The sequence below is a fragment of the Xanthomonas vesicatoria ATCC 35937 genome (assembly GCF_001908725.1).
Lineage (GTDB): Bacteria > Pseudomonadota > Gammaproteobacteria > Xanthomonadales > Xanthomonadaceae > Xanthomonas > Xanthomonas vesicatoria.
The window spans coordinates 678,246-697,279 of the sequence record NZ_CP018725.1 but is presented as its reverse complement, the minus strand read 5'-3'; the positions used below and the strand labels follow the sequence as shown (position 1 = coordinate 697,279).

The 19,034-nt window shown below is 65.0% G+C and carries 17 protein-coding genes; 9 read left to right on the top strand and 8 right to left on the bottom strand.

Annotation, left to right across the window (positions count from 1 at the left end):
* Positions 1-54: 54 nt before the first annotated feature.
* The 4 genes from BJD12_RS03080 to BJD12_RS03065 all read left to right on the top strand — a co-directional run bounded on the left by BJD12_RS03080 (position 55) and on the right by BJD12_RS03065 (position 5,678).
* A complete protein-coding gene (locus tag BJD12_RS03080) occupies positions 55-1,737 on the top strand; it encodes an N-acetylmuramoyl-L-alanine amidase (protein WP_172797200.1) in 1,683 nt (560 codons plus the stop codon).
* A 138-nt stretch (positions 1,738-1,875) separates the two neighbouring features.
* Complete coding sequence (gene mutL / locus BJD12_RS03075; RefSeq protein ID WP_005994374.1) at positions 1,876-3,747, top strand: DNA mismatch repair endonuclease MutL; 1,872 nt, start codon at positions 1,876-1,878, stop codon at positions 3,745-3,747.
* Entirely contained in the window at positions 3,747-4,682 is a 936-nt protein-coding gene (locus tag BJD12_RS03070) for a DUF1684 domain-containing protein (RefSeq protein ID WP_005994376.1), read from the top strand. The genes mutL and BJD12_RS03070 overlap by 1 nt, the downstream gene beginning before the upstream one ends.
* A 33-nt stretch (positions 4,683-4,715) precedes the next feature.
* The gene (locus BJD12_RS03065) at positions 4,716-5,678 is read left to right on the top strand and encodes a TraB/GumN family protein (protein WP_005994378.1); all 963 of its coding nucleotides are present in this window, start codon (positions 4,716-4,718) and stop codon (positions 5,676-5,678) included.
* 45 nt (positions 5,679-5,723) lie between these two features.
* Here the strand turns inward: BJD12_RS03065 and phaR are convergent, their stop codons facing one another.
* From phaR to gluQRS, 3 genes are all read right to left on the bottom strand, one after another.
* Positions 5,724-6,299, bottom strand: coding sequence for a polyhydroxyalkanoate synthesis repressor PhaR (gene phaR / locus BJD12_RS03060; RefSeq protein WP_005994381.1), 576 nt, complete (start codon positions 6,297-6,299; stop codon positions 5,724-5,726).
* Positions 6,300-6,458: 159 nt separating this feature from the next.
* Positions 6,459-7,199: a beta-ketoacyl-ACP reductase gene (phbB, locus tag BJD12_RS03055; protein WP_005994383.1), complete on the bottom strand. Its 741-nt coding sequence runs from the start codon at positions 7,197-7,199 to the stop codon at positions 6,459-6,461.
* 85 nt (positions 7,200-7,284) lie between these two features.
* Complete coding sequence (gene gluQRS, locus BJD12_RS03050; RefSeq protein ID WP_005994385.1) at positions 7,285-8,184, bottom strand: tRNA glutamyl-Q(34) synthetase GluQRS; 900 nt, start codon at positions 8,182-8,184, stop codon at positions 7,285-7,287.
* A gap of 95 nt (positions 8,185-8,279) precedes the next feature.
* Between gluQRS and htpX the strand changes: the two genes are divergently transcribed.
* On the top strand, positions 8,280-9,158 hold the full coding sequence (gene htpX / locus BJD12_RS03045) for a protease HtpX (RefSeq protein ID WP_005994387.1): 879 nt from the start codon (positions 8,280-8,282) through the stop codon (positions 9,156-9,158).
* A 101-nt stretch (positions 9,159-9,259) separates the two neighbouring features.
* On the opposite strand, the gene BJD12_RS03040 is transcribed toward htpX, so the two are convergent.
* From BJD12_RS03040 to BJD12_RS03025, 4 genes are all read right to left on the bottom strand, one after another.
* Positions 9,260-11,329, bottom strand: coding sequence for an EAL domain-containing response regulator (locus tag BJD12_RS03040; protein ID WP_039422622.1), 2,070 nt, complete (start codon positions 11,327-11,329; stop codon positions 9,260-9,262).
* A 116-nt stretch (positions 11,330-11,445) separates the two neighbouring features.
* Positions 11,446-12,627 (bottom strand): BaiN/RdsA family NAD(P)/FAD-dependent oxidoreductase, encoded by a 1,182-nt coding sequence (locus BJD12_RS03035; protein ID WP_005994391.1) that lies wholly within the window; start codon positions 12,625-12,627, stop codon positions 11,446-11,448.
* Entirely contained in the window at positions 12,624-13,172 is a 549-nt protein-coding gene (locus BJD12_RS03030) for a YaeQ family protein (protein WP_005994394.1), read from the bottom strand. The genes BJD12_RS03035 and BJD12_RS03030 overlap by 4 nt, the downstream gene beginning before the upstream one ends.
* Before the next feature lie 56 nt (positions 13,173-13,228).
* On the bottom strand, positions 13,229-13,714 hold the full coding sequence (locus tag BJD12_RS03025) for a YaiI/YqxD family protein (RefSeq protein WP_005994395.1): 486 nt from the start codon (positions 13,712-13,714) through the stop codon (positions 13,229-13,231).
* Positions 13,715-13,982: 268 nt separating this feature from the next.
* Between BJD12_RS03025 and BJD12_RS03020 the strand changes: the two genes are divergently transcribed.
* Both BJD12_RS03020 and BJD12_RS03015 read left to right on the top strand, forming a co-directional pair.
* Complete coding sequence (locus tag BJD12_RS03020) at positions 13,983-14,192, top strand: cold-shock protein (protein ID WP_005994397.1); 210 nt, start codon at positions 13,983-13,985, stop codon at positions 14,190-14,192.
* A gap of 367 nt (positions 14,193-14,559) precedes the next feature.
* Positions 14,560-15,258 carry a glutathione S-transferase family protein gene (locus tag BJD12_RS03015; protein WP_005994399.1) on the top strand — a complete coding sequence of 233 codons (699 nt, stop codon included), beginning with the start codon at positions 14,560-14,562 and terminating at the stop codon, positions 15,256-15,258.
* Positions 15,259-15,363: 105 nt separating this feature from the next.
* Here BJD12_RS03015 and BJD12_RS03010 read toward each other — a convergent pair whose 3' ends face one another.
* A complete protein-coding gene (locus BJD12_RS03010; protein ID WP_005994401.1) occupies positions 15,364-16,239 on the bottom strand; it encodes an alpha/beta hydrolase in 876 nt (291 codons plus the stop codon).
* A 268-nt stretch (positions 16,240-16,507) separates the two neighbouring features.
* Between BJD12_RS03010 and BJD12_RS03005 the strand changes: the two genes are divergently transcribed.
* Positions 16,508-18,064 (top strand): protein adenylyltransferase SelO, encoded by a 1,557-nt coding sequence (locus tag BJD12_RS03005; RefSeq protein ID WP_005994403.1) that lies wholly within the window; start codon positions 16,508-16,510, stop codon positions 18,062-18,064.
* Positions 18,065-18,156: 92 nt separating this feature from the next.
* Positions 18,157-18,717 (top strand): adenine phosphoribosyltransferase, encoded by a 561-nt coding sequence (locus BJD12_RS03000; RefSeq protein WP_005994405.1) that lies wholly within the window; start codon positions 18,157-18,159, stop codon positions 18,715-18,717.
* Positions 18,718-19,034: the final 317 nt, after the last annotated feature.

The window sequence follows — 19,034 nt, the reverse complement described above, 5'->3', positions numbered from 1 at the left end:
TATTAAGGGAAATCACCTTGCAATTCACTCAGTTGGATGATTGAATCCAGCGCCATGACACCGGGGATCCGACAGTTCTGCGCTTCCGTCCTGACCGCCAGCCTCAGCCTGGCGGTTTTTGCTGCGTGGGCTGGTGAAATCAAGGGCGTTGGTGTCAGCACCGGTGCCACCGGGACGCGTGCAGAAATTCAGCTGGCGGGTAGCGGTGGTTTCAAGACGCTGTCGTTGGCCAACCCCAACCGCCTGGTGGTGGATTTCCCGGATTCGGCCGCCGCCCGTGGCTTGAAGTTGCCGCCGGCGAGCGGCTTAGTCACCTCGGTGCGCACTGGGCAGCCAGTGCCGGGGACCTTCCGGGTGGTGTTCGAACTGGCAAGCCCGGTGACCGCGCTCAAGCCGCAGATGCAGACGCTGGGCAGTGCCTCCACGCTGGTGATCGAGTGGCCGGGCGATCCTGTTCCGGCGAATACACCGCCTGTTGCGGCCAGCACGCCTGCTGCACTGCCGCCGCCACGTCCCGTCAACGCACAGGCAGAAGCTGCGCGTGCAACCGCGGCCCTGGCTGCGTCCGCGCAGCGTGCCTCGTCGGTGCCGCCAACGCCTGCGCCAACACCGTCACCCGCGCCGGTCGTCGTGCCTGCTTCGGCGATGCCGACCGTCACACCCGCGCCGGTGCCAACCACTGTGGCGACCGGTGTGCCGACCCCGCGCCCGGGAACACCGGCCGCCACGCAGACGACTTCGATCGGCAATCCCGCGAATCGTGTCGCTGTGAGCTCCGCCACACCTGCGGCCGGTGCAACGTCCACGGGCGGCGCATCGGCTGCCGCAATCTTGAACGGCGGGAGCACGCCAATGGCGGCCGCCGGCAGTGGTTCTGCCGTCTTGGGTACTGCGCCCGGCGCCAGTGCAGACGACGATTTGCCACCGCGCCCTGTGCTGCCCAGCGAGGCGTCGCGGGTCAAGATGGCCCCGGGCATGCGACCGCTGATCGTGGCCATCGACCCCGGCCATGGCGGCCAGGATCCAGGCGCAATGGGCCCGACCGGCAAGCGCGAAAAAGACGTGACGCTGGCTGTCGGCCGCGAACTGGCGCGCCAGATCAACGCCACGCCTGGCATGAAGGCGTACATGACCCGCGATACCGATGTGTTCATTCCCTTGCCGATGCGTGCGCAAAAGGCGCGGGCCGCCAAGGCCGACATCTTCATCTCCATCCACGCCGACGCTGCAGAAAATCGGAGTGCAACCGGCTCGTCGGTGTATGTGCTGTCGACCAAGGGCGCCTCTTCGCAACGTGCGCGGTGGCTGGCCGACAAGGAAAACGCGGCCGACCTGGTCGGAGGCGTACGTCTGCAGCAGACCGAAAGCACGCTGGCCAATGTGTTGCTCGACCTGGCACAGAGCGGCCACATGAAGGCTTCCGAAGACGCCGCTGGCCATGTGCTGGGTGGGCTCAAGCGCATCGGCAACAACCACAAGCCGCAGCTGGAACGCGCCAATTTCGCAGTGTTGCGTACTTCCGATATGCCGGCGATGCTGGTCGAAACCGCCTTCATCTCCAACCCGGACGAAGAACGGCGCCTGATCGACCCCGCCTACCAGCGCAAGATTGCTTCCGCCGTGCTGGATGGCATCGATACGTTCTTTACCCGGCAACCGCCGCCAGGCACCCTGTTTGCCGCGCGCGCGCAGGCCGAAGCCGATGCCGTCGGCACCGTGGCCGGCGGCAGTCGCTGACCCGCTCGGCTATCATTCGGCACTGATTCCCTGAGTGACGGCGCCTGCGCGCCGCCGGATTGCCGTGCCGACGTTCGTCTTGCCTGTTACACCCGCGATGCACCCTGTTTTGCGCTGGCAGCGCCGAAGCGTACGCTGATGGCGATCCGTCAGTTACCCGAGATCCTGATCAACCAGATCGCTGCCGGCGAAGTGGTCGAGCGTCCCGCATCGGTGGTCAAGGAGCTGGTCGAAAATGCCCTGGATGCCGGTGCCACCCGCGTGGACATCGATTTGGAAGAGGGTGGCGTGCGCCTGATCCGCATCCGCGACAACGGCGGCGGCATCCCGCCCCATGAGCTGCCGTTGGCAGTGTCGCGGCATGCCACCAGCAAGATCGCTTCGCTGGACGATCTGGAAACCGTCGCCACGCTCGGCTTCCGCGGCGAGGCCTTGCCTTCGATCGCCTCGGTCAGCCGCTTTACGCTGATCTCGCGCCGTCACGATGCCCAGCATGGGGCGGCGTTGCAGATCGAAGGCGGGCGGCTTGGCGAGGTGACGCCGCATGCGCACGCGCCCGGCACCACGGTGGAAGTCCGCGAGTTGTTCTTCAACGTGCCGGCGCGGCGCAAGTTTTTACGTGCCGAGCGCACCGAGCTTGGACATATCGAAGAGTGGCTGCGCTCGCTGGCGTTGGCGCGCCCGGATGTGGAGTTGCGCGTCTCGCACAATGGCAAGCCGTCGCGTCGTTACAAGCCGGGCGATCTGTATTCGGATGCGCGGTTGGGCGAAACCCTGGGCGAGGATTTCGCACGGCAGGCGTTGCGCGTCGACCATAGCGGCGCCGGGCTGCGTCTGCATGGCTGGGTAGCGCAACCGCATTACTCGCGTGCCAGTACCGACCAGCAATATCTCTACGTCAACGGACGCTCGGTACGCGATCGCAGCGTGGCGCATGCGGTCAAGATGGCCTACGGCGACGTGTTGTTCCATGGCCGTCAGCCGGCATATGTGCTGTTTCTGGAGCTGGACCCGGCGCGCGTGGACGTCAACGTGCACCCGGCCAAGCACGAGGTGCGTTTCCGCGAGGCGCGGCTGATCCACGACTTCGTCTATCGCACCTTGCAGGATGCGCTGGCACAGACCCGCGCCGGCGCCACGCCCAACAGCATCGGTAACGACGGCGCCGGCTACCTGGCTGCTGGCGGAATGGGCAACCTCCCTGGCGGCGCTGTCACACCGTATACCGGCACACCCGGCAATGGAGGTGGCTCGGGCAGCTATGCCAACTGGACGCCCTCGCAGTCACCCTTGGGTCTGCGCGTGGACGAGGCGCGCGCAGCCTATAGCGCGCTGTATGCACCGCTACCGGGCAGTGTGCAGCAGTCCTCCAGCTTGCCGCAGTTCTCCGGGACTGGCCTGCCGGTGACGGCAGAAGATAGCGGCGTGCCGCCGCTGGGCTACGCGGTGGCGCAGTTGCATGGCATCTACATCCTGGCCGAAAACGCCGAAGGCCTGATCGTGGTGGACATGCACGCCGCGCACGAACGCATTGGTTACGAACGGCTCAAGCACGCCCACGACAGCATCGGTCTGCATGCGCAGCCGTTGCTGGTACCGATGACGCTGGCCGTGGGCGAGCGCGAGGCCGATACCGCCGAACGTGAGGCCGAGACGCTGGGAACGCTCGGTTTCGAGATCACCCGCGCCGGCCCGCAATCGCTGCACGTGCGCAGCATTCCTGCGCTGCTAGCCAATGCCGAACCGGAGGCGTTGCTGCGCGATGTGCTGGGAGACCTGCGCGAGCACGGCCAGAGTCGCCGCATCGCCAGCGCACGCGACGAACTGCTCTCCACCATGGCCTGCCACGGCGCGGTACGCGCCAACCGACGCCTGACCGTGCCTGAAATGAACGCCTTGCTGCGCGATATGGAAGCCACCGAGCGCTCGGGCCAATGCAACCATGGCCGACCCACCTGGGCTCGGTTTACGCTGAGCGATATCGATCGTTGGTTTCTCAGGGGGCGGTGATGGCGGTGCACAGGGGGAAAGGCTGGCTGCTGGGCATGTGGGTGGCCGCGACGCTGGTCGGGTGTGGGCGCAATGCGCCGCCGCCCGCCGCACCGGTCGCATTGGACAAGACATTCCTGGCCGACAACGCTGCCTGGCGCGAAAGCCGGATCAGCGAACTGCGCGCGCCCGATGGCTGGACCAGCCTGGTCGGACTGCATTGGCTGTCGCTGAAGGCGCATTACATCGGCAGTAGTGCCGACAGCGGCATCCGACTTGCGGTCGGGCCGCCGAAGATGGGAATGGTCTCCAGCGAGAGCGGGGCGGTGTGGTTCGTCCCCGAACGTGGCACCGCGCTCACCGTGGATGGAAAGCCGCTGACCGGCAGGATCCGCTTTCAGTCCGATCGCGATCCGCAGCCCACGCTGATCCATTTCGACGATGGCAAGGGCGTGCTCAGCCTGATCCGTCGTGGCGACCGGTACGCGTTGCGGGTCAAGCACGCCGACGCGCCATCGCGCAGTCAGTTCGCCGGGCTGGAATACTGGCCGGCAGATCGGTCCTGGCGCATCGACGCACGCTATGTGCCCAACGATGTCGGCAAGACCATTCCGATCGTGGACATCGTCGGCATCACCAGTGCGCAGTCCAATGCCGGCGCCGTCGTCTTCGAACGCGACGGCAAGAGCTATCGCCTGGAGACGATCGGCGAACCCGGGCGGCCGGCGTTCGTTGTATTCGCCGACCGCACCAGTGGGCACGGCAGTTATCCGGCCGGGCGTTTCCTGGACCTGGAGGTGCCGGATGCCTCCGGTCATGTGGTGGTGGACTTCAATCGCGCCTACAACCCACCGTGCGCATTCACACCCTTCGCAACCTGCCCGCTACCGCCGCCGGAAAACCGGATCGACCTGGCAGTCTCGGCCGGTGAGAAAACCTACAAGGTGCCGCACTGACGTGATGAGGTGGACACAGTGAGCGTTGATGCGATGAAGGTGCGCCTGCGTGCGCGCGTTGCTGCGTGGTGCAGCGGGGCGATGATCGGCCTGGCGCTGTGGAGCGGGGCGGTCGCGCCGGTCTGGGCGCGGGATGCCAATGCCGCGCCTGCCGGCCCGCCGGTGCCACTGCTGTGGAAGGTCGACGGCAAGGGCGGCACGCTCTACCTGCTGGGCTCGTTCCATGTGCTCAAGCCTAGCGATTACCCGCTCTCCACAGATGTGATGCAGGCATTCGCCAAGGCGGACCGTCTGCTGTTCGAGCTGCCTCCGTCGGATGCGCAATCGCCGCAGCTGGCCAGCCGCATGCTGCAAGTGGCGCGACGTACCGATGGCCGCACATTGCAGGACGTGCTGGATGCCAAGACCTGGCAGGCGCTCGTTGCGTACACGCGCAAGCACGGCATGTCGATCGATGCCTTGCAGTCGCTCAAGCCCTGGTTTGTTGCGTTGTCGATCAGCCTGGCCGAGATGACCCGGCAGGGCATGGACCCGAACGCGGGTCTGGACCATTACCTGATGGATCAGGCGCAGGCCAAGGGCAAGCCCGCCGACGGCCTGGAGCGCGCCGAAGAACAGATCACCCTGCTCGATGGCATGTCGCCCACCGAGCAGCATCAGCTGCTGGAAGAGGCGCTGGACGAAGCCGATACCACCGATCAGCTGCGTCGGCTGCATGCGGCGTGGCGCAATGGCGACGTGCGCACGCTATCGACGCAGATGGCCGAAGACATGCGTCGCCAGTACCCCGCGCTGTATCAGGACATCAACGTCGAACGCAATGCGCGTTGGGTGCCGCGGCTGGAAAAGCAGCTGGGCAAGGGTAGTGGAACCACCCTGGTCGTGGTGGGCGCGCTGCATCTGTTGGGGACTGACGGCGTGGTGGAACGCCTGCGTGCGCGTGGCTACCACGTGGAACGGATCTGCTCGGCCTGCGCGGAGCAGGCCGGCCGTTGACTGCTCGCGCGTCCAGCCCAAGGCTGGCAGGCGCGAGCAGTGCTGTCATCCGCGGTTGCGGGCCTTGCCAGTGGTACCGGTATGGCTGTTCGATGCACCGTGTGTCCCGGTGCCCATCGGGCCGCTACCCATGCTGCCCGCGCCCGGCGGGGTCGGTGGTGTGCCAGGGCCACCCGGGCGACCGAAACCGGCGCCGAAGTTGCGCTGGAACTCCTGCCACAACTCCAGGTTGCGCTCGGTGAGCTGGTTCATCATCGCCCACGGAGTCTGCCCAAGCAGGTTGCCCATCTGCTGGCGGAACTGCTGCTGCTGGTCCAGGAACACCTGCATGCTGCGCTCCAGGTAATTGCCCATGAAACCCTGCAGCGAGTCTCCGTAGAACCGGATGATCTGGCTCAGCAACTGCGTGGACAGCATCGGCTCGCCGTCCTGTTCCCGGTCGGCAATGATCTGCAACAAGACGGCACGACTTAAATCTTCGCCACTCTTGGCATCGCGGACTTCGAACTCTTCGCCGTCGATGATCAACTGGCGTACATCTTCGATGGTGATATAGCTGGAAATCTCGGTGTCGTAGAGACGGCGATTGGGATACTTCTTGATGATGCGAAGTCCGGCCATGGAACGTTCACTCACACTGATAGTGCGCGCAGGATGGCGCAGCGCAGCAGCGGTTGCAACAGCCAAACCGCCTTATTTGCTTAAGCGGACACATTAAAAATGTTGCGCAGCATGGTTTTTGCGCTAAATCCATGCTGCACCGCAAAGTTGCAGCAAACGTTACCAGCCCATGTGGTGCCCGCCATTGATGTCCAGATTGGACCCTGTAATCCAGGCGGCCTCTTCCGCCACCAGGAACGCGACCGCATAGGCGATCTCTTCCGGGCGCCCCAGCCGGCCGGTGGGAATATCGGCCACGATCTTGGCGCGGACCTCTTCCGGCACCGCCATCACCATGTCGGTGGCCACATAACCGGGCGAGACCGTGTTGACTGTGACCCCAAAAGCGGCGTTCTCACGCGCCAGGGAGATGGTGAAGCCATGCATGCCGGCCTTGGCAGCTGCATAGTTGGCCTGGCCGTACTGGCCCTTGAGTCCGTTGATTGAGCTGATCTGGATCACCCGGCCCCAGCCACGCTTGCGCATGCCTTCGATCACCGGGCGGGTAACGTTGAAGACCGAATTGAGGTTGGTGTTGATGACGTCGTGCCATTGCTCGGCGGTCATGCGGTGGAAGGTGGTATCGCGGGTGATGCCGGCGTTGTTGACCAGGATCTCGATCGGCCCCAGCGATGCTTCCACCTCTTCAACCAGGGCGCGCGCGTGCTCGGACGACGCTACATCGCCCCGGAACAACGCAAAAGCGTAGCCCTGGGCCTCCATGCGCTGCTGCCAGTCGCGCGCCTTTTCTTCGTTGCGGAAGTTGCTGGCCACGGTGTGGCCCTGGTCGGCCAGACGCTTGCAGATGGCGGTGCCGATACCGCCGGTGCCGCCGGTGACCAATGCGACGCGAGATGTCATGACGACTCCAATGAACGGGTAAGGCCAGGGCGATCAGGGGGCCGGGGCAAGCGCTGCGCCCGGATGCCGGTGCTGGGTCGCAATTCTAGTCACGCGCGGGCTGCGCTGCGCATCCATCGCTGCCCAGGGTGGCGGTGCGCGGCAGCAGCTCGGGCGAAAAATGCTGTACGGCACGGTGCAGCAACGCATCGATGCCTGCATGCCGCGGGAGGGCGGATGCTGGCTGGCCTAGGGCCTGCCAGGCGGCATGTAGCGCGGGCAACGGGTCGGCGTCGTCCAGTGCGGGCGCACTGTGCGATTTGGACAGCTTGCGGCCATCGGCATCCAGGATCAGCGGCAGATGCAGATAGCGCGGCTGCGGCAAGTCCAGGGCGCGCTGCAGCAGAAGCTGACGCGGGGTGGAGTCGAGCAGGTCGGCGCCACGCACGACATCGGTGATGCTCTGCGCGGCGTCGTCCACCACCACTGCCAACTGGTACGCCCAGTAGCCATCGGCGCGGCGCAGGACCACATCGCCGACGTCGGCGTACACGTCCTGCTGCACATGGCCTTGTAGCCCATCGTCGAAGTCGACCTGCGCCTGGGGCGGCACCCGCAGGCGCACCGCTCGCCGCTCGCCCAGCGCCGCCACGCAGGCGTGGTGGATGCCACCCATCTGGGCCAGATCGGCGCGGCTGCAGCTGCACTCGAACGCCAGCCCGCTCGCCAGCAATGCGGAGATGGCGTCGCTGTAGTGCGCGTCGCGCTCCGATTGCCGGATCACCGGCAGGTCCGACGTCAGCCCGAACGCGGCCAGGCTGCGCAGCTGGCGCTCGGATGCGCCTGGCTCGGCGCGCGGTGGGTCGATGTCCTCGATACGGACGCACCATTGCCCGCCGGCATGACGGGCGAGCAACCAGCTGCCGAATGCCGCCAGCAGGGAGCCGAAGTGCAAGGGGCCAGTCGGGGAGGGCGCGAAGCGGCCGCGGTAGGAGGGCTGTGGCATACAGCTGAATCGTCGGTCAGGTGCTTGCTTGATTTCAAGCTGAGACGGCCGCAACTCCGCAACAGTTCACCTCGCATCCGTGGAGCAAGCGCGTCATGTTCAACCGCATTTTTCTGTTCCTGCTGACCAATCTGGCGGTGTTGTTCCTCGCCAGCATTGTGATGTCGGTCCTGGGCGTCAATTCTGCGCAGATGAGCGGCCTGCTGGTGATGGGTGCCATCTTCGGTTTCGGCGGCGCGCTCATCTCGTTGCTGCTGTCCAAGTTCATGGCCAAGCGCAGCACTGGTGCGCAGGTCATCACCGAGCCGCGCACACCCACCGAGCGGTGGTTGCTGGAGACGGTGCGGCGTCAGGCGCAGGCCGCCGGCATCGGCATGCCGGAAGTGGCGGTGTATGAGGGCCCGGAAATCAATGCCTTCGCCACCGGCGCCAATCGTAACAATGCCTTGGTCGCGGTCTCCACCGGCCTGCTGCAGAACATGAGCCAGGACGAAGCCGAAGCGGTGCTGGGCCACGAGATCGCCCACGTGGCCAATGGCGACATGGTGACCATGGCGCTGCTGCAAGGCGTGTTGAATACCTTCGTGATCGTGTTGGCGCGGGTGGTGGGCGGCATCATCGACAGCACCTTGTCGGGTAACCGCGAGGGCGGCCGTGGTTTTGCGTATTACATCATCGTGTTCGCGCTGGAGATGGTGCTTGGCATGTTCGCGACCATGATCGCGATGTGGTTCTCGCGTCGTCGCGAATTTCGCGCCGACGCCGGTGGCGCACAGCTCGCCGGGCACACCAAGATGATCGCCGCGCTGGAACGGCTGTCGCTCAACCACGGCCAGAGCACCTTGCCATCGCAGGTGCAGGCATTCGGCATCTCCGGCGGGGTGGGCGACGGCTTGCGTCGCCTGTTCCTGAGTCACCCCCCGCTGGCCGAGCGCATTGCAACATTGCGCGCAGGCCATGGCACTGCGATGTAACTCATCGGCCCGCCATGCTGGATGCCAAACAAAAAACCCGCGCAATGCGGGTTTTTTGTTGTGCTGCGCGTCCGTATCTTCGGCTGAGCCTTATGACCAGGTTAGCCGAATTCGTAGTTCATCAGCGGGCCGGTCGGTGCGACAAAATCGCCCTGCACATAATCCACTCCAGCGCTGAAGAAGCTGCTCATCGACTGGGCATCGGCCACGAATTCGGCCACGGTCAAAATGCCGGCCGGCTGCGCGCGCGAGGTGATTTCGCGGATCTTTTCCTGGCTCTCGCGGGCCGAGGCGATTTCGCCGGTGATGCCGCGATCCAGCTTGAGGAAGGCCGGCTGGAAATGCGCCAGCAGCTGGAACGAATCCAGGCCCGAGCCGAACTGTTCCAGCCCGACCTTGCAGCCCATCGCCGACACGGCCGCCAGAAACTGCTGCGCGTTCCGCAGGTGCGTAAACACCTTCGATTCCGGCGTCTGCAGCCACAAGCGCTCGCCCGGCACCCCGTACACCGCCAACTGCTCGCGGATGGTGTCGATCATCTGCGGGTCGGAGAACGAGTTCGGGCCGATTCGCACCAGCAGATGCGTCTTGTGCCCCGCACGCTGCCGCTCGCCGAGCTGACGGATGGCGCGCGCCACCACCCAGCGGTCGATCTCTGTGATCAGGTCGTGCTCTTCGGCGATGGCCATGAAGGCGTTCGGCGACATCATCTCGCCGTTGCGATCCAGGCGCAGGAACGCCTGATATAGCTCCAGAGGCTCGCCCTGCAGATTGAGTACCGGCTGGTAATGCAGCAGGAAGCCATCACCAACTAGCGCTTCGCGCAACTGCTCGACCCAGCGCTCGATGCGCTCTTCTTCGGCCCGGTCGGATGCGGCCGGGTCGTAAATGCTCACCGCATTGCCGCCGAGTTCGGCAGTGGTGCGCACCGCTTCGGTGCCGCGATTGAGCACCTGGCCGATGCTGGCGATCTTTTCGCCGATCTGCACGCCGCCGATACTCACCGTGACCGTCGCCGAGCGCGAACCGACGCTGAAAACATGCTGTGCGAACGCATCGCGCACCGTTTCGGCCAGCGCGTGCGTGCGTGCGTAGTTGCCGTCCATCAACAGCGCGAAGCTGTGCTCGCCGAAACGGGCGGAGACCACGCTCTCATCCACGATGCCGGCGACATGCGCAGCCATCGCCGCGATCAAGGTGTCTGCCGAGTCCAGTCCGATCTCGGGAAGGAGACGCGCATAGTGGTCCGGCTCGATCAGCAGAAAGCCGGATTGGCCCTCGCTGCGGCCAGCGCGCGCCACTGCCTGTTCCAGTGCCACCATGAAGGTGGGACGGTTGAGCAGGCCGGTGACCTGATCGCGCTGGCGCAGGTCTTCGACTTCGCGCGCCAGTTCCGGGTCGAATTCCTCGCGGCGTCGGAACACTACCTGGATGCAGGGCTCGCCTTCGTAAGTGGCGGTCGCAAATTCCATCGTTGCCGGGAAGGTGTCGCCTTCCAGTCGGCGCGCATCGACCTTGTACTGCGCCGGCGGTGGCTCGCCCTTGGCCAGGGCCTTGAGCAACTGCTTGAAGTCGTCGACGTACTGCGCGGCAATCATGTCCAGCAGCGACACACCTTCGACATCGTCGAACGACTCGAAGCCGAACATTTCCAGGTACGCCTCATTGGCGCGGATATGCATGCCTTCGTGGACGTAGGCGATGGGGTCGCGCGAGGAGGCGATCAGTGCATCGCAACGGCGCTCGGTTTCGCGCATTTGCGCTTCGATACGACGCAGGCCGCGCCGCGCCTGCAAGTCCGCCCATTCCGAGCGCACCAGGGCCAGCAAGTGCTCGGGGCGCTGGCGCAGCGCGATCGCGCGGATGCCGTGCGCAGCGGCATCGACCACCGCATTTTCCTCGATGCGTTGGGCCAACAGGATGATCGGGATGTCCTTGCCGCTACCGGCGATCTGCTGCTGCAGCGCACTCATCGGGATCTGCTGCGCCTGCCCATGCAGGGCCAGATCGATCTGGCCGCCCAGCATGCTGGCGAGCTCTTCCGGCGTTTGCGGACGCGACGGCCGCACCGCAATGCCGCCGTTGCGCAGCGCTGTCACGATCGCCTCCGCGCCTTCGACACTGTCGTCGACGATCATCAAGCGGAGGGTGAGATCTTTACCTCTTTGCATGCGCAACTCCCTGGCGACGGGCTTTAATACACGAAGGTCATCGGTGGCGTCCATGTCTGTGGACAGGGCCGCAGCAGCTGTGAGACTTGGGCCACGCTTCCAGCCGGGATGCGCGGTCAGGCCACGCTGCCGGCGGCATGCCCCGATGCCCAAGCCCATTGAAAATTGTAGCCCCCCAGCCAGCCGGTAACGTCCAACACTTCGCCGATGAAGTACAGGCCGGCCACCAGCTTGGACTCCATGGTTGCACTGGAGACCTGATCGGTATCGACACCGCCCAGCGTTACTTCAGCGGTGCGGTAGCCCTCGGTTCCGCTGGCGATCAGCGGGAAGGCGGAAAGCAGGTCGGCCGCGCTCTGTAGCTGCGGTGGATCCAGCTGACGCACCGGCTTGTCCGGCAACCACACCTCGCATAGGCGCTGCGCAAAGCGTCGGGGCATCACATCGCCCAGCACGTTGCGCAGCTCGGTGGCGCCACGCTGCTGCTTCTGCTCGCGCAGCCATGTGCCCGCGTCGTGTCCCGGCAACAGGTCGAGCCGCAAATCTTCGCCAGGTTGCCAATACGAGGAGATCTGCAGGATCGCTGGCCCGCTGACTCCGCGGTGGGTGAGCAACATGAAATTGCGGAAGCTGGCGCCGTTGCAGTGCGCCTCCACCGGCAGGGCGAGGCCGGACAACTCCTGCAGGCGTTCCTGATGCTTGCCGCTCAGGGTGAGCGGCACCAGTCCGGCGCGCGTCGGCAGCAGCGCATGGCCGAATTGTTGGGCCAGGGTGTAACCGAAGCCGCTGGCGCCCATGCTGGGAATCGACAGCCCGCCGGTGGCGACAATCAGCGACTGCGCCTGCACGCGCCCCAGGCTGGTGTCGAGCGTGAAGCCGTCGCTGTTGCGGCGGACCGATCGCACCTCGCATTGGGTATGGATCTGCACCCCGGCGGCCTCGCACTCGTCCAGCAATAGCCGCACGATCTGCTTGGACGAGATGTCGCAGAACAGTTGGCCCAGCTCTTTTTCGTGATATGCGATGCCATGGCGCTCGACCAGCTCCACGAAATCACCCGGGCTGTAGCGCGCTAGCGCAGATTTGCAGAAATGGCGGTTCGCGGAAATGAAGTTGCCCGGTGTGGTGCCGGTATTGGTGAAATTGCAGCGCCCACCGCCGGACATCAGGATCTTCTTGCCGACCTTGTTGGCGTGGTCCAGCACCAGCACCTGACGGCCACGTCGGCCGGCGGTGAAGGCGCTCATCAGGCCGGCTGCACCGGCGCCGATGACCAGTACGTCGCAACGCATGTTCATTCGGCCGGCGCTTGTCGCACCATCGGTGTGAGGGTGACGTTGCCCTGGTCGGCCAGCATCTGCACTTCGCCGTCCTGGATGATCACGTCAAAGCGCATGCCGCGCTGGATCAGCGCGCCCAGGGCTTCGGTAGCCTGCGATTCGAGTTCGATCACACGCAGGTTGCGGTGCCGGCCCATGGCGTTGGCGTGTTTTTTCCACCAGGTTTCGGTGGCCTGGCCGCCGTAACCGATGACCACCGCTTCGCGCGAGCGGTTACAGGCCTTGCGCACGCGGCTCTCGTCGGGCTGGCCAAGGTCGATCCACAGATCCGGGTCGCCGGTGTAGTCGCGCCGCCACAGGTCGGGTTCGTCGTCGTTGCTGAGGCCGCGGCCGAATTCCAGGCGGTCGTCCGCGAACAAGGCAAACGCGAGTAGCCGCACCATCAGGCGCTCGTCGGTTTCGGAAGGATGTTGGGCCAGGGTGAGCGAATGGTTGGCGTAATAGCCGCGGTCCATGTCGCTGATCTGGAGTTCCGCCCTGCGGACGGTGGCGGTGAGGGCCATCAGGATGCCGATTGCAAAGGGCGCTCATGATACGCGCACGCTCCAGCTGCGACGCGTTACGTCGGGGTGCGCGGTTGCGCTGCCAGCCACCGGTCCAGCTGGGCGGCGAAGGCCTGGCGATCGCGTGCATGCAATGCCGGCGGCCCACCGGTCGCGATGCCGGCGCCGCGCAACTCTTCCATGAAACCGCGCACCGACAGGCGCTCTTTGATGGTGTTGCGGGTGAACGCTTCGCCGCGCAACCCGACCGCCGTGGCACCTGCTTCCGGCGCGCGCGCAGCCAGCGGGATGTCCTGGGTCACCACCAGGTCGCCAGCAGCCACCCGGTCGGCAATCGCATCGTCGGCCGCGTCCGGGCCGCCGGGGACCTGCAAGGCGCGGACATGAGGCAGGCTAGGCCTACTGAGATAATGGTTGGCGACCAGTGTCACCGCGACGCCGGTGCGCGCGGCGGCGCTGAACAGGATGTCGCGGATTACTGCGGGGCAGGCGTCTGCATCGACCCAGATCTGCGCAGGTGTATGGGCTTGAGGCGTATTCATCGGGTGATTGTGGATGGGGACGGGCCTGACAGACAGTCAGGTTTGGCCTGACTGCAAAAGATTTGACGCAAGGTGTCGCTTTTTGCCGAAAACACGAGTACTGTGCACGCACTGTGTTTGCAAGGGTCACCGTGAATCGTGGCCTGGTGCAGCCGGATCGTTACAGATCTCGCTTCATCGTTCCGCTTTACCAACGCCTGCAACTCAGTCTCAGCTCCGGCTTTTCGGACGCTGCGATTTATCAATCAATAGTTCAGGAGTTAGTAAAATGTCAGAACGTCAAGTCGGTACCGTGAAGTGGTTCAACGATGCCAAGGGCTTCGGCTTCATCACCCCGGAAAGCGGCCCGGACCTGTTCGTGCACTTCCGTGCCATCCAGGGCACCGGCTTCAAGTCGCTGCAGGAAGGCCAGAAGGTCACCTTCGTCGCCGTGCAGGGCCAGAAGGGCATGCAGGCTGACCAGGTGCAGGCGGTCTAATCCGTCTGCAACCCTAGGGTTGCCAAAAACGTCGGTCGCGCAAGCGCCCGGCGTTTTTTATTGTCTGTGGGTCGCCTTTGTTGCCATGGGTCGCGTGTCCTCGGGTATGGGTAGTCTTCGCATCGTCCAGGCCGTGCGTGATCGTTGCTGGCTGCCGAACTCCCGTTTGTGCGTCATCTAAATGCGCATGATCGAACGCGCATCAGGCCCCAGCTTGCATCCAGGCAGTGAGCCCGCCGCATGCACCCCATCCCTGGTAGTCAGTCTTCACGCGACCGGCTGGCAATTGGCTAGTTGAGGCTCTGCTTGCGCATGGCAATGACGTGCGAATGGTTAGGATGGGGCTTTCCGTGTGCGGCCGCTTGCCATGATCACTGTTCACCACCTCAACAACTCCCGCTCGCAGCGCGTGCTGTGGCTGCTCGAAGAGTTGGCGCTGCCTTATCAGATCGTGCGTCATGAGCGCGATCCCAAGACCATGTTGGCGCCGGCAGAGTTGCGCGCGATCCATCCGCTTGGCAAGTCGCCGGTCATCGTCGATGGCGACCTGACCATTGCCGAGTCGGGGGCCATCCTCGAGTATCTGACCGAGCGCTACGACACCGAATGCGCACTGTCGCCGCCTGCACGGCCGATCGACTCCTCCGAGCGTCAGCAGTTCCGCTACTGGATGCACTACGCCGAAGGCTCGGCGATGCCGCCGTTGCTGATGACGCTGATCTTCGGTCGCATCCGTAGCGCACCGATGCCGTTCTTCGCCAAGCCCATTGCGCGCGCCATCGTGGACAAGGCAATGGCGGGTTTTGTCGGCCCGCAGTTGAAATTGCATCTGGACTGGATGGAGCAGTCGCTGCAGGCCAACGCCTGGTTTGCCGGCGAGCGGTTTACCGCTGCCGATATCCAGATGAGTTTCCCGGCCCAGGCTGCTGCGGCACGCGGGGGCGGGTTGGAGAGCTACCCGCGCCTGCGCGCGTTCCTGGAGCGGATCGAGGCGCGCCCCGCGTATCAGGCAGCGCTGAAGAAGGGTGGTCCCTACGAACTGATGGGACGCAACAACAAGGACTGATGCTGAGGCTGGCAACGGCGTGGCGTTGACAGCCACGTCGTTGATCGAGCAGCGGTGCTTGCTGATGTGGCGGCCGGGCCGTACATGGGTCCGCCAACCCCGCGCTCAGGGCGCCTTGCACTGGCGAAGGAATTGCAAGGTGTCGCGCAGTTCAGGCGAGTCGGCCGGCGGCTTGCGGAAGGCGAGCGCCAGGCGCATGTGTCCGACGCCTGGATACAGTTTGACCTGCACGCTTTTTCCCTTGCTGCGCATGGCCGAAGCCAACGCGACGCTGTTCTGTGGCTCGACGATGCGGTCGGCATCGCCATGCAGCAACAGCATCGGCGGTTCGTTGCCGTCGACGTGGAGGACCGGCTGCGACCTGACCTGATCATCGTGCGAGGTGCCGAAGATCTCGACGAGTTCGGGGTCGGTCATCGGAAGAAAATCATAAGGGCCGGCCAAGCCGACAAAACCGCAGAGCTGCTGCGGCTGGATGCCTTGCGCCTGCAGCCAGCGGCGATCGGTCGCCAGCAGCCCGGCGATGTGGGCGCCCGCCGAGTGCCCCATCACTGCCAGCCGCTTGGGGTCGCCACCATACGCATGCGCGTGCCGATAGCTCCAGGCGGTCGCGTTGGCGGCATCGGCCATGAAGCCTTGCAGCCCCACCTGCGGGTACTTGCGGTAGTCGGCCACCATTGCGACGACACCTTGACGGGCCAGGGCCTCACCCATCCAACGATAGTTGGCGCGCTTACCGCGTTTCCAGGTGCCGCCATAGAAGAACACCACTACCGGCGCATCGACCGCGCCGCGTGGCTGGTAGACATCCAGGGCCAGGCCGTGTTCCGAATCGAAAATCTGGCCGGGATGTTCGACGACGCCCTCTCGGCTGGAGACGGCATTGATGCCGCCGAAGAACACGCTGCTGCAGGCCGTCAACATGAGGGAGCCAAGCAGCAGGATGGCGGGACGGATCCAGCGGGAGGCGCGAAGAGGCATGGGCGATGTCGGTCGTAGAAGGGGGGGCGGCTGATAACACGCGGCGCGTACGGGATCGCTTCGCGTCATTCGGTACTGGTGTCCGCTAACCGCGTCGAAGCGGCCAGCGAGTCGATCGCGCTGCGTATTAGCGGTGATCTATTGTCGCCGGCATGTGCAGGAGGAGCTCGCTTGGTGTCGGTATGCGAAGTGAAGATACGGTCCGCCCGCGCGCCCGGATGCGGCCCTGCCTATGCCAAGTTCACCGGCGGTGGCCTAGGCTTGGCGCATGACAGACCTGCACTTTGATAATCGCCTGCGCCAACAGTTGCCCGCCGACCCGGAACAGGGGCCACGCCGTCGCGAAGTCGCCGCGGCCTGGTCGTCGGTGTTGCCGACTCCGGTCGCCGCACCGCACCTGATCGCGCATTCGCCGGAGATGGCGCAGCTGCTCGGCCTCGATGCGGCCGAGCTGGCCAGTGCGCGCTTTGCCCAGGTCTTTGGCGGCAATGCGCTGTATCCGGGCATGCAGCCATGGGCGGTCAACTATGGCGGCCACCAGTTCGGCCATTGGGCCGGCCAGCTGGGAGACGGCCGGGCAATTTCGCTGGGCGAAGCGATCGGTGTGGACGGTGGCCGCTACGAGTTGCAGCTCAAGGGCGCTGGCCCAACACCGTACTCGCGCGGCGCCGATGGCCGGGCCGTGTTGCGTTCCTCGATTCGCGAATTCCTGTGCAGCGAAGCGATGCATCACCTGGGCGTGCCGACCACGCGTGCGCTGAGCCTGGTGACCACCGGCGATGCAGTGGTGCGCGACATGTTCTACGACGGCCGCCCGCAACGCGAGCCGGGCGCAATCGTGTGCCGGGTGGCGCCGTCGTTCATCCGGTTCGGCAATTTCGAACTGCCGAGCGTGCGCGGCGATACCGCGCTGTTAAGGCAATCGGTGGATTTCACCATTGCGCGTGATTTCCCCGAATTGGAAGGCACGGGCGAGGCGATCTACGCGGCCTGGTTCGCGCAGGTCTGCGAACGCACCGCGGTGATGGTGGCGCAGTGGATGCGGGTAGGCTTTGTGCATGGGGTGATGAATACCGACAACATGTCGATCTTGGGCCTGACCATCGACTATGGCCCATATGGCTGGGTTGACGATTACGACCCGGACTGGACTCCGAACACCACCGATGCACAGGGGCGTCGCTATCGCTTCGGCACGCAGCCACAGGTGGCGTACTGGAACTTGGGACGCCTGGCACAGGCGCTGGCGCCGCTGTTCGCCGATGCTGCACCCTTGCAGCAGGGGCTGGACCGCTTTCGCGACACCTATCTGGCGTGTGACCGCAACGATACCGCCGCCAAACTGGGGCTGGCCGAGTGCCGCGACGAGGACCTGCAACTGATCGATGCGCTGCGTGCGCTGATGCGCGAGGCTGAAATGGACATGACGCTGACCTTCCGCGCATTGATCGACTTCACGCCCGAGCATCCGGATCCACAACTGTTGCGCGATGCGTTCTACGACCACGACAAGCGCACGGCCACGGCGCCGCAGTTGCTTGACTGGTTGCGGCGCTACGCGACCCGGCTGCAGCAGGACAGCGTGTTGCCGGAGCAACGGCGCGAGCGGATGCGCTTGGCCAACCCGCGTTACGTACTGCGCAATTACCTCGCGCAGCAGGCGATCGACAAGGCAGAGCAGGGCGATCCATCGGGCGTCCAGGAATTGTTGGAGGTCATGCGCCGGCCGTACGACGACCAGCCTGACAATGCCGCGTTCGCAGCTCGCCGGCCGGAATGGGCGCGCGATCGCGCCGGGTGTTCGATGCTGTCGTGCAGTTCCTGACGCGCTCAGGCACATGGATGTCGTAAATGCTGCGTCAAGGGCTGCGCAGCCTAGAATAGGACTGTCCCCACTGGCAGCGACGCCATCCCACCATGACAGACTGCACCCGCTGCGCCGGCACCAACTCCTCCGGCCCCAACCACTGGTCGGAACGGATTCGCGACGTCGGCGATTTCCCCAAGCCGGGTATCGTCTTCAAGGACATCACCCCGCTGTTGTCCGACGGCCCGGATTTCGCTTCTGCATTGGACGAGATGGCGCAGCCCTGGCGCACTACGCCGCTGGACGCAGTGTTGGGTATCGAGGCACGCGGCTTTATCTTGGGCGCAGCCTTGGCGCGCGAACTGCGCACCGGGTTCGTACCGGTGCGCAAGCCGGGCAAGCTGCCGGGGCGCACCCTGATCCAGGAATACGCCCTGGAATACGGTACCGATCGCATCGAGATGCATGAAGACGCGTTGCCGCGCGGCGCGCGCGTGTTGATTGTCGACGACGTGCTGGCCACCGGCGGCACGCTGCGTGCTGCGCTGGGGCTGGCGGCACAACTGGAGCTGGAAATTGTTGGCGCAGCGGTGCTGGTCGAGCTGAAGGCACTGCAAGGTCGCGAGAAATGGGCCAACGATGTGCCGCTGCTGGCGACTTTGTCTTACTGAGGTCGATCGGCTGACTTGGCGCGCTTGCCAGCAGAAAGTCATGATGGGTATTCGGAGTGCACTTGCCGGCAGGCAGGCGCAATGGGCATTCCGGGTGCATGGCGAAGGCGTCTGTATCGCGGCTGTCCGGCCATGGCCCGCTGCCCGCCCAGGACCGCTCGCGACGTGTCGCTAGGCGCTCGGAATCAGGGATCGCGGCAGTCAACGATTCGAGCAAGGGCACGCGTCCGCGCAACGCCAGCAACTTCCCGCACGCGGCCGGCATTGCACCGGCCGGCTTGGCTGTCGCGTGACTCGCTGAACTCGCCCAGCACCGC

Coding starts and splice junctions, on each gene's coding strand:
- htpX (WP_005994387.1), top strand. CDS start 8,280: ATGTTCAACCGCATTTTTCTGTTCCTGCTGACCAATCTGGCGGTGTTG.
- phbB (WP_005994383.1), bottom strand. CDS start 7,199: ATGACATCTCGCGTCGCATTGGTCACCGGCGGCACCGGCGGTATCGGC.
- BJD12_RS03020 (WP_005994397.1), top strand. CDS start 13,983: ATGTCAGAACGTCAAGTCGGTACCGTGAAGTGGTTCAACGATGCCAAG.
- BJD12_RS03040 (WP_039422622.1), bottom strand. CDS start 11,329: ATGCAAAGAGGTAAAGATCTCACCCTCCGCTTGATGATCGTCGACGAC.
- BJD12_RS03010 (WP_005994401.1), bottom strand. CDS start 16,239: ATGCCTCTTCGCGCCTCCCGCTGGATCCGTCCCGCCATCCTGCTGCTT.
- BJD12_RS03030 (WP_005994394.1), bottom strand. CDS start 13,172: ATGGCCCTCACCGCCACCGTCCGCAGGGCGGAACTCCAGATCAGCGAC.
- BJD12_RS03025 (WP_005994395.1), bottom strand. CDS start 13,714: ATGAATACGCCTCAAGCCCATACACCTGCGCAGATCTGGGTCGATGCA.
- BJD12_RS03000 (WP_005994405.1), top strand. CDS start 18,157: ATGACAGACTGCACCCGCTGCGCCGGCACCAACTCCTCCGGCCCCAAC.
- phaR (WP_005994381.1), bottom strand. CDS start 6,299: ATGGCCGGACTTCGCATCATCAAGAAGTATCCCAATCGCCGTCTCTAC.
- BJD12_RS03035 (WP_005994391.1), bottom strand. CDS start 12,627: ATGAACATGCGTTGCGACGTACTGGTCATCGGCGCCGGTGCAGCCGGC.
- BJD12_RS03070 (WP_005994376.1), top strand. CDS start 3,747: ATGGCGGTGCACAGGGGGAAAGGCTGGCTGCTGGGCATGTGGGTGGCC.
- gluQRS (WP_005994385.1), bottom strand. CDS start 8,184: ATGCCACAGCCCTCCTACCGCGGCCGCTTCGCGCCCTCCCCGACTGGC.
- BJD12_RS03005 (WP_005994403.1), top strand. CDS start 16,508: ATGACAGACCTGCACTTTGATAATCGCCTGCGCCAACAGTTGCCCGCC.
- BJD12_RS03065 (WP_005994378.1), top strand. CDS start 4,716: ATGAAGGTGCGCCTGCGTGCGCGCGTTGCTGCGTGGTGCAGCGGGGCG.
- BJD12_RS03080 (WP_172797200.1), top strand. CDS start 55: ATGACACCGGGGATCCGACAGTTCTGCGCTTCCGTCCTGACCGCCAGC.
- BJD12_RS03015 (WP_005994399.1), top strand. CDS start 14,560: ATGATCACTGTTCACCACCTCAACAACTCCCGCTCGCAGCGCGTGCTG.
- mutL (WP_005994374.1), top strand. CDS start 1,876: ATGGCGATCCGTCAGTTACCCGAGATCCTGATCAACCAGATCGCTGCC.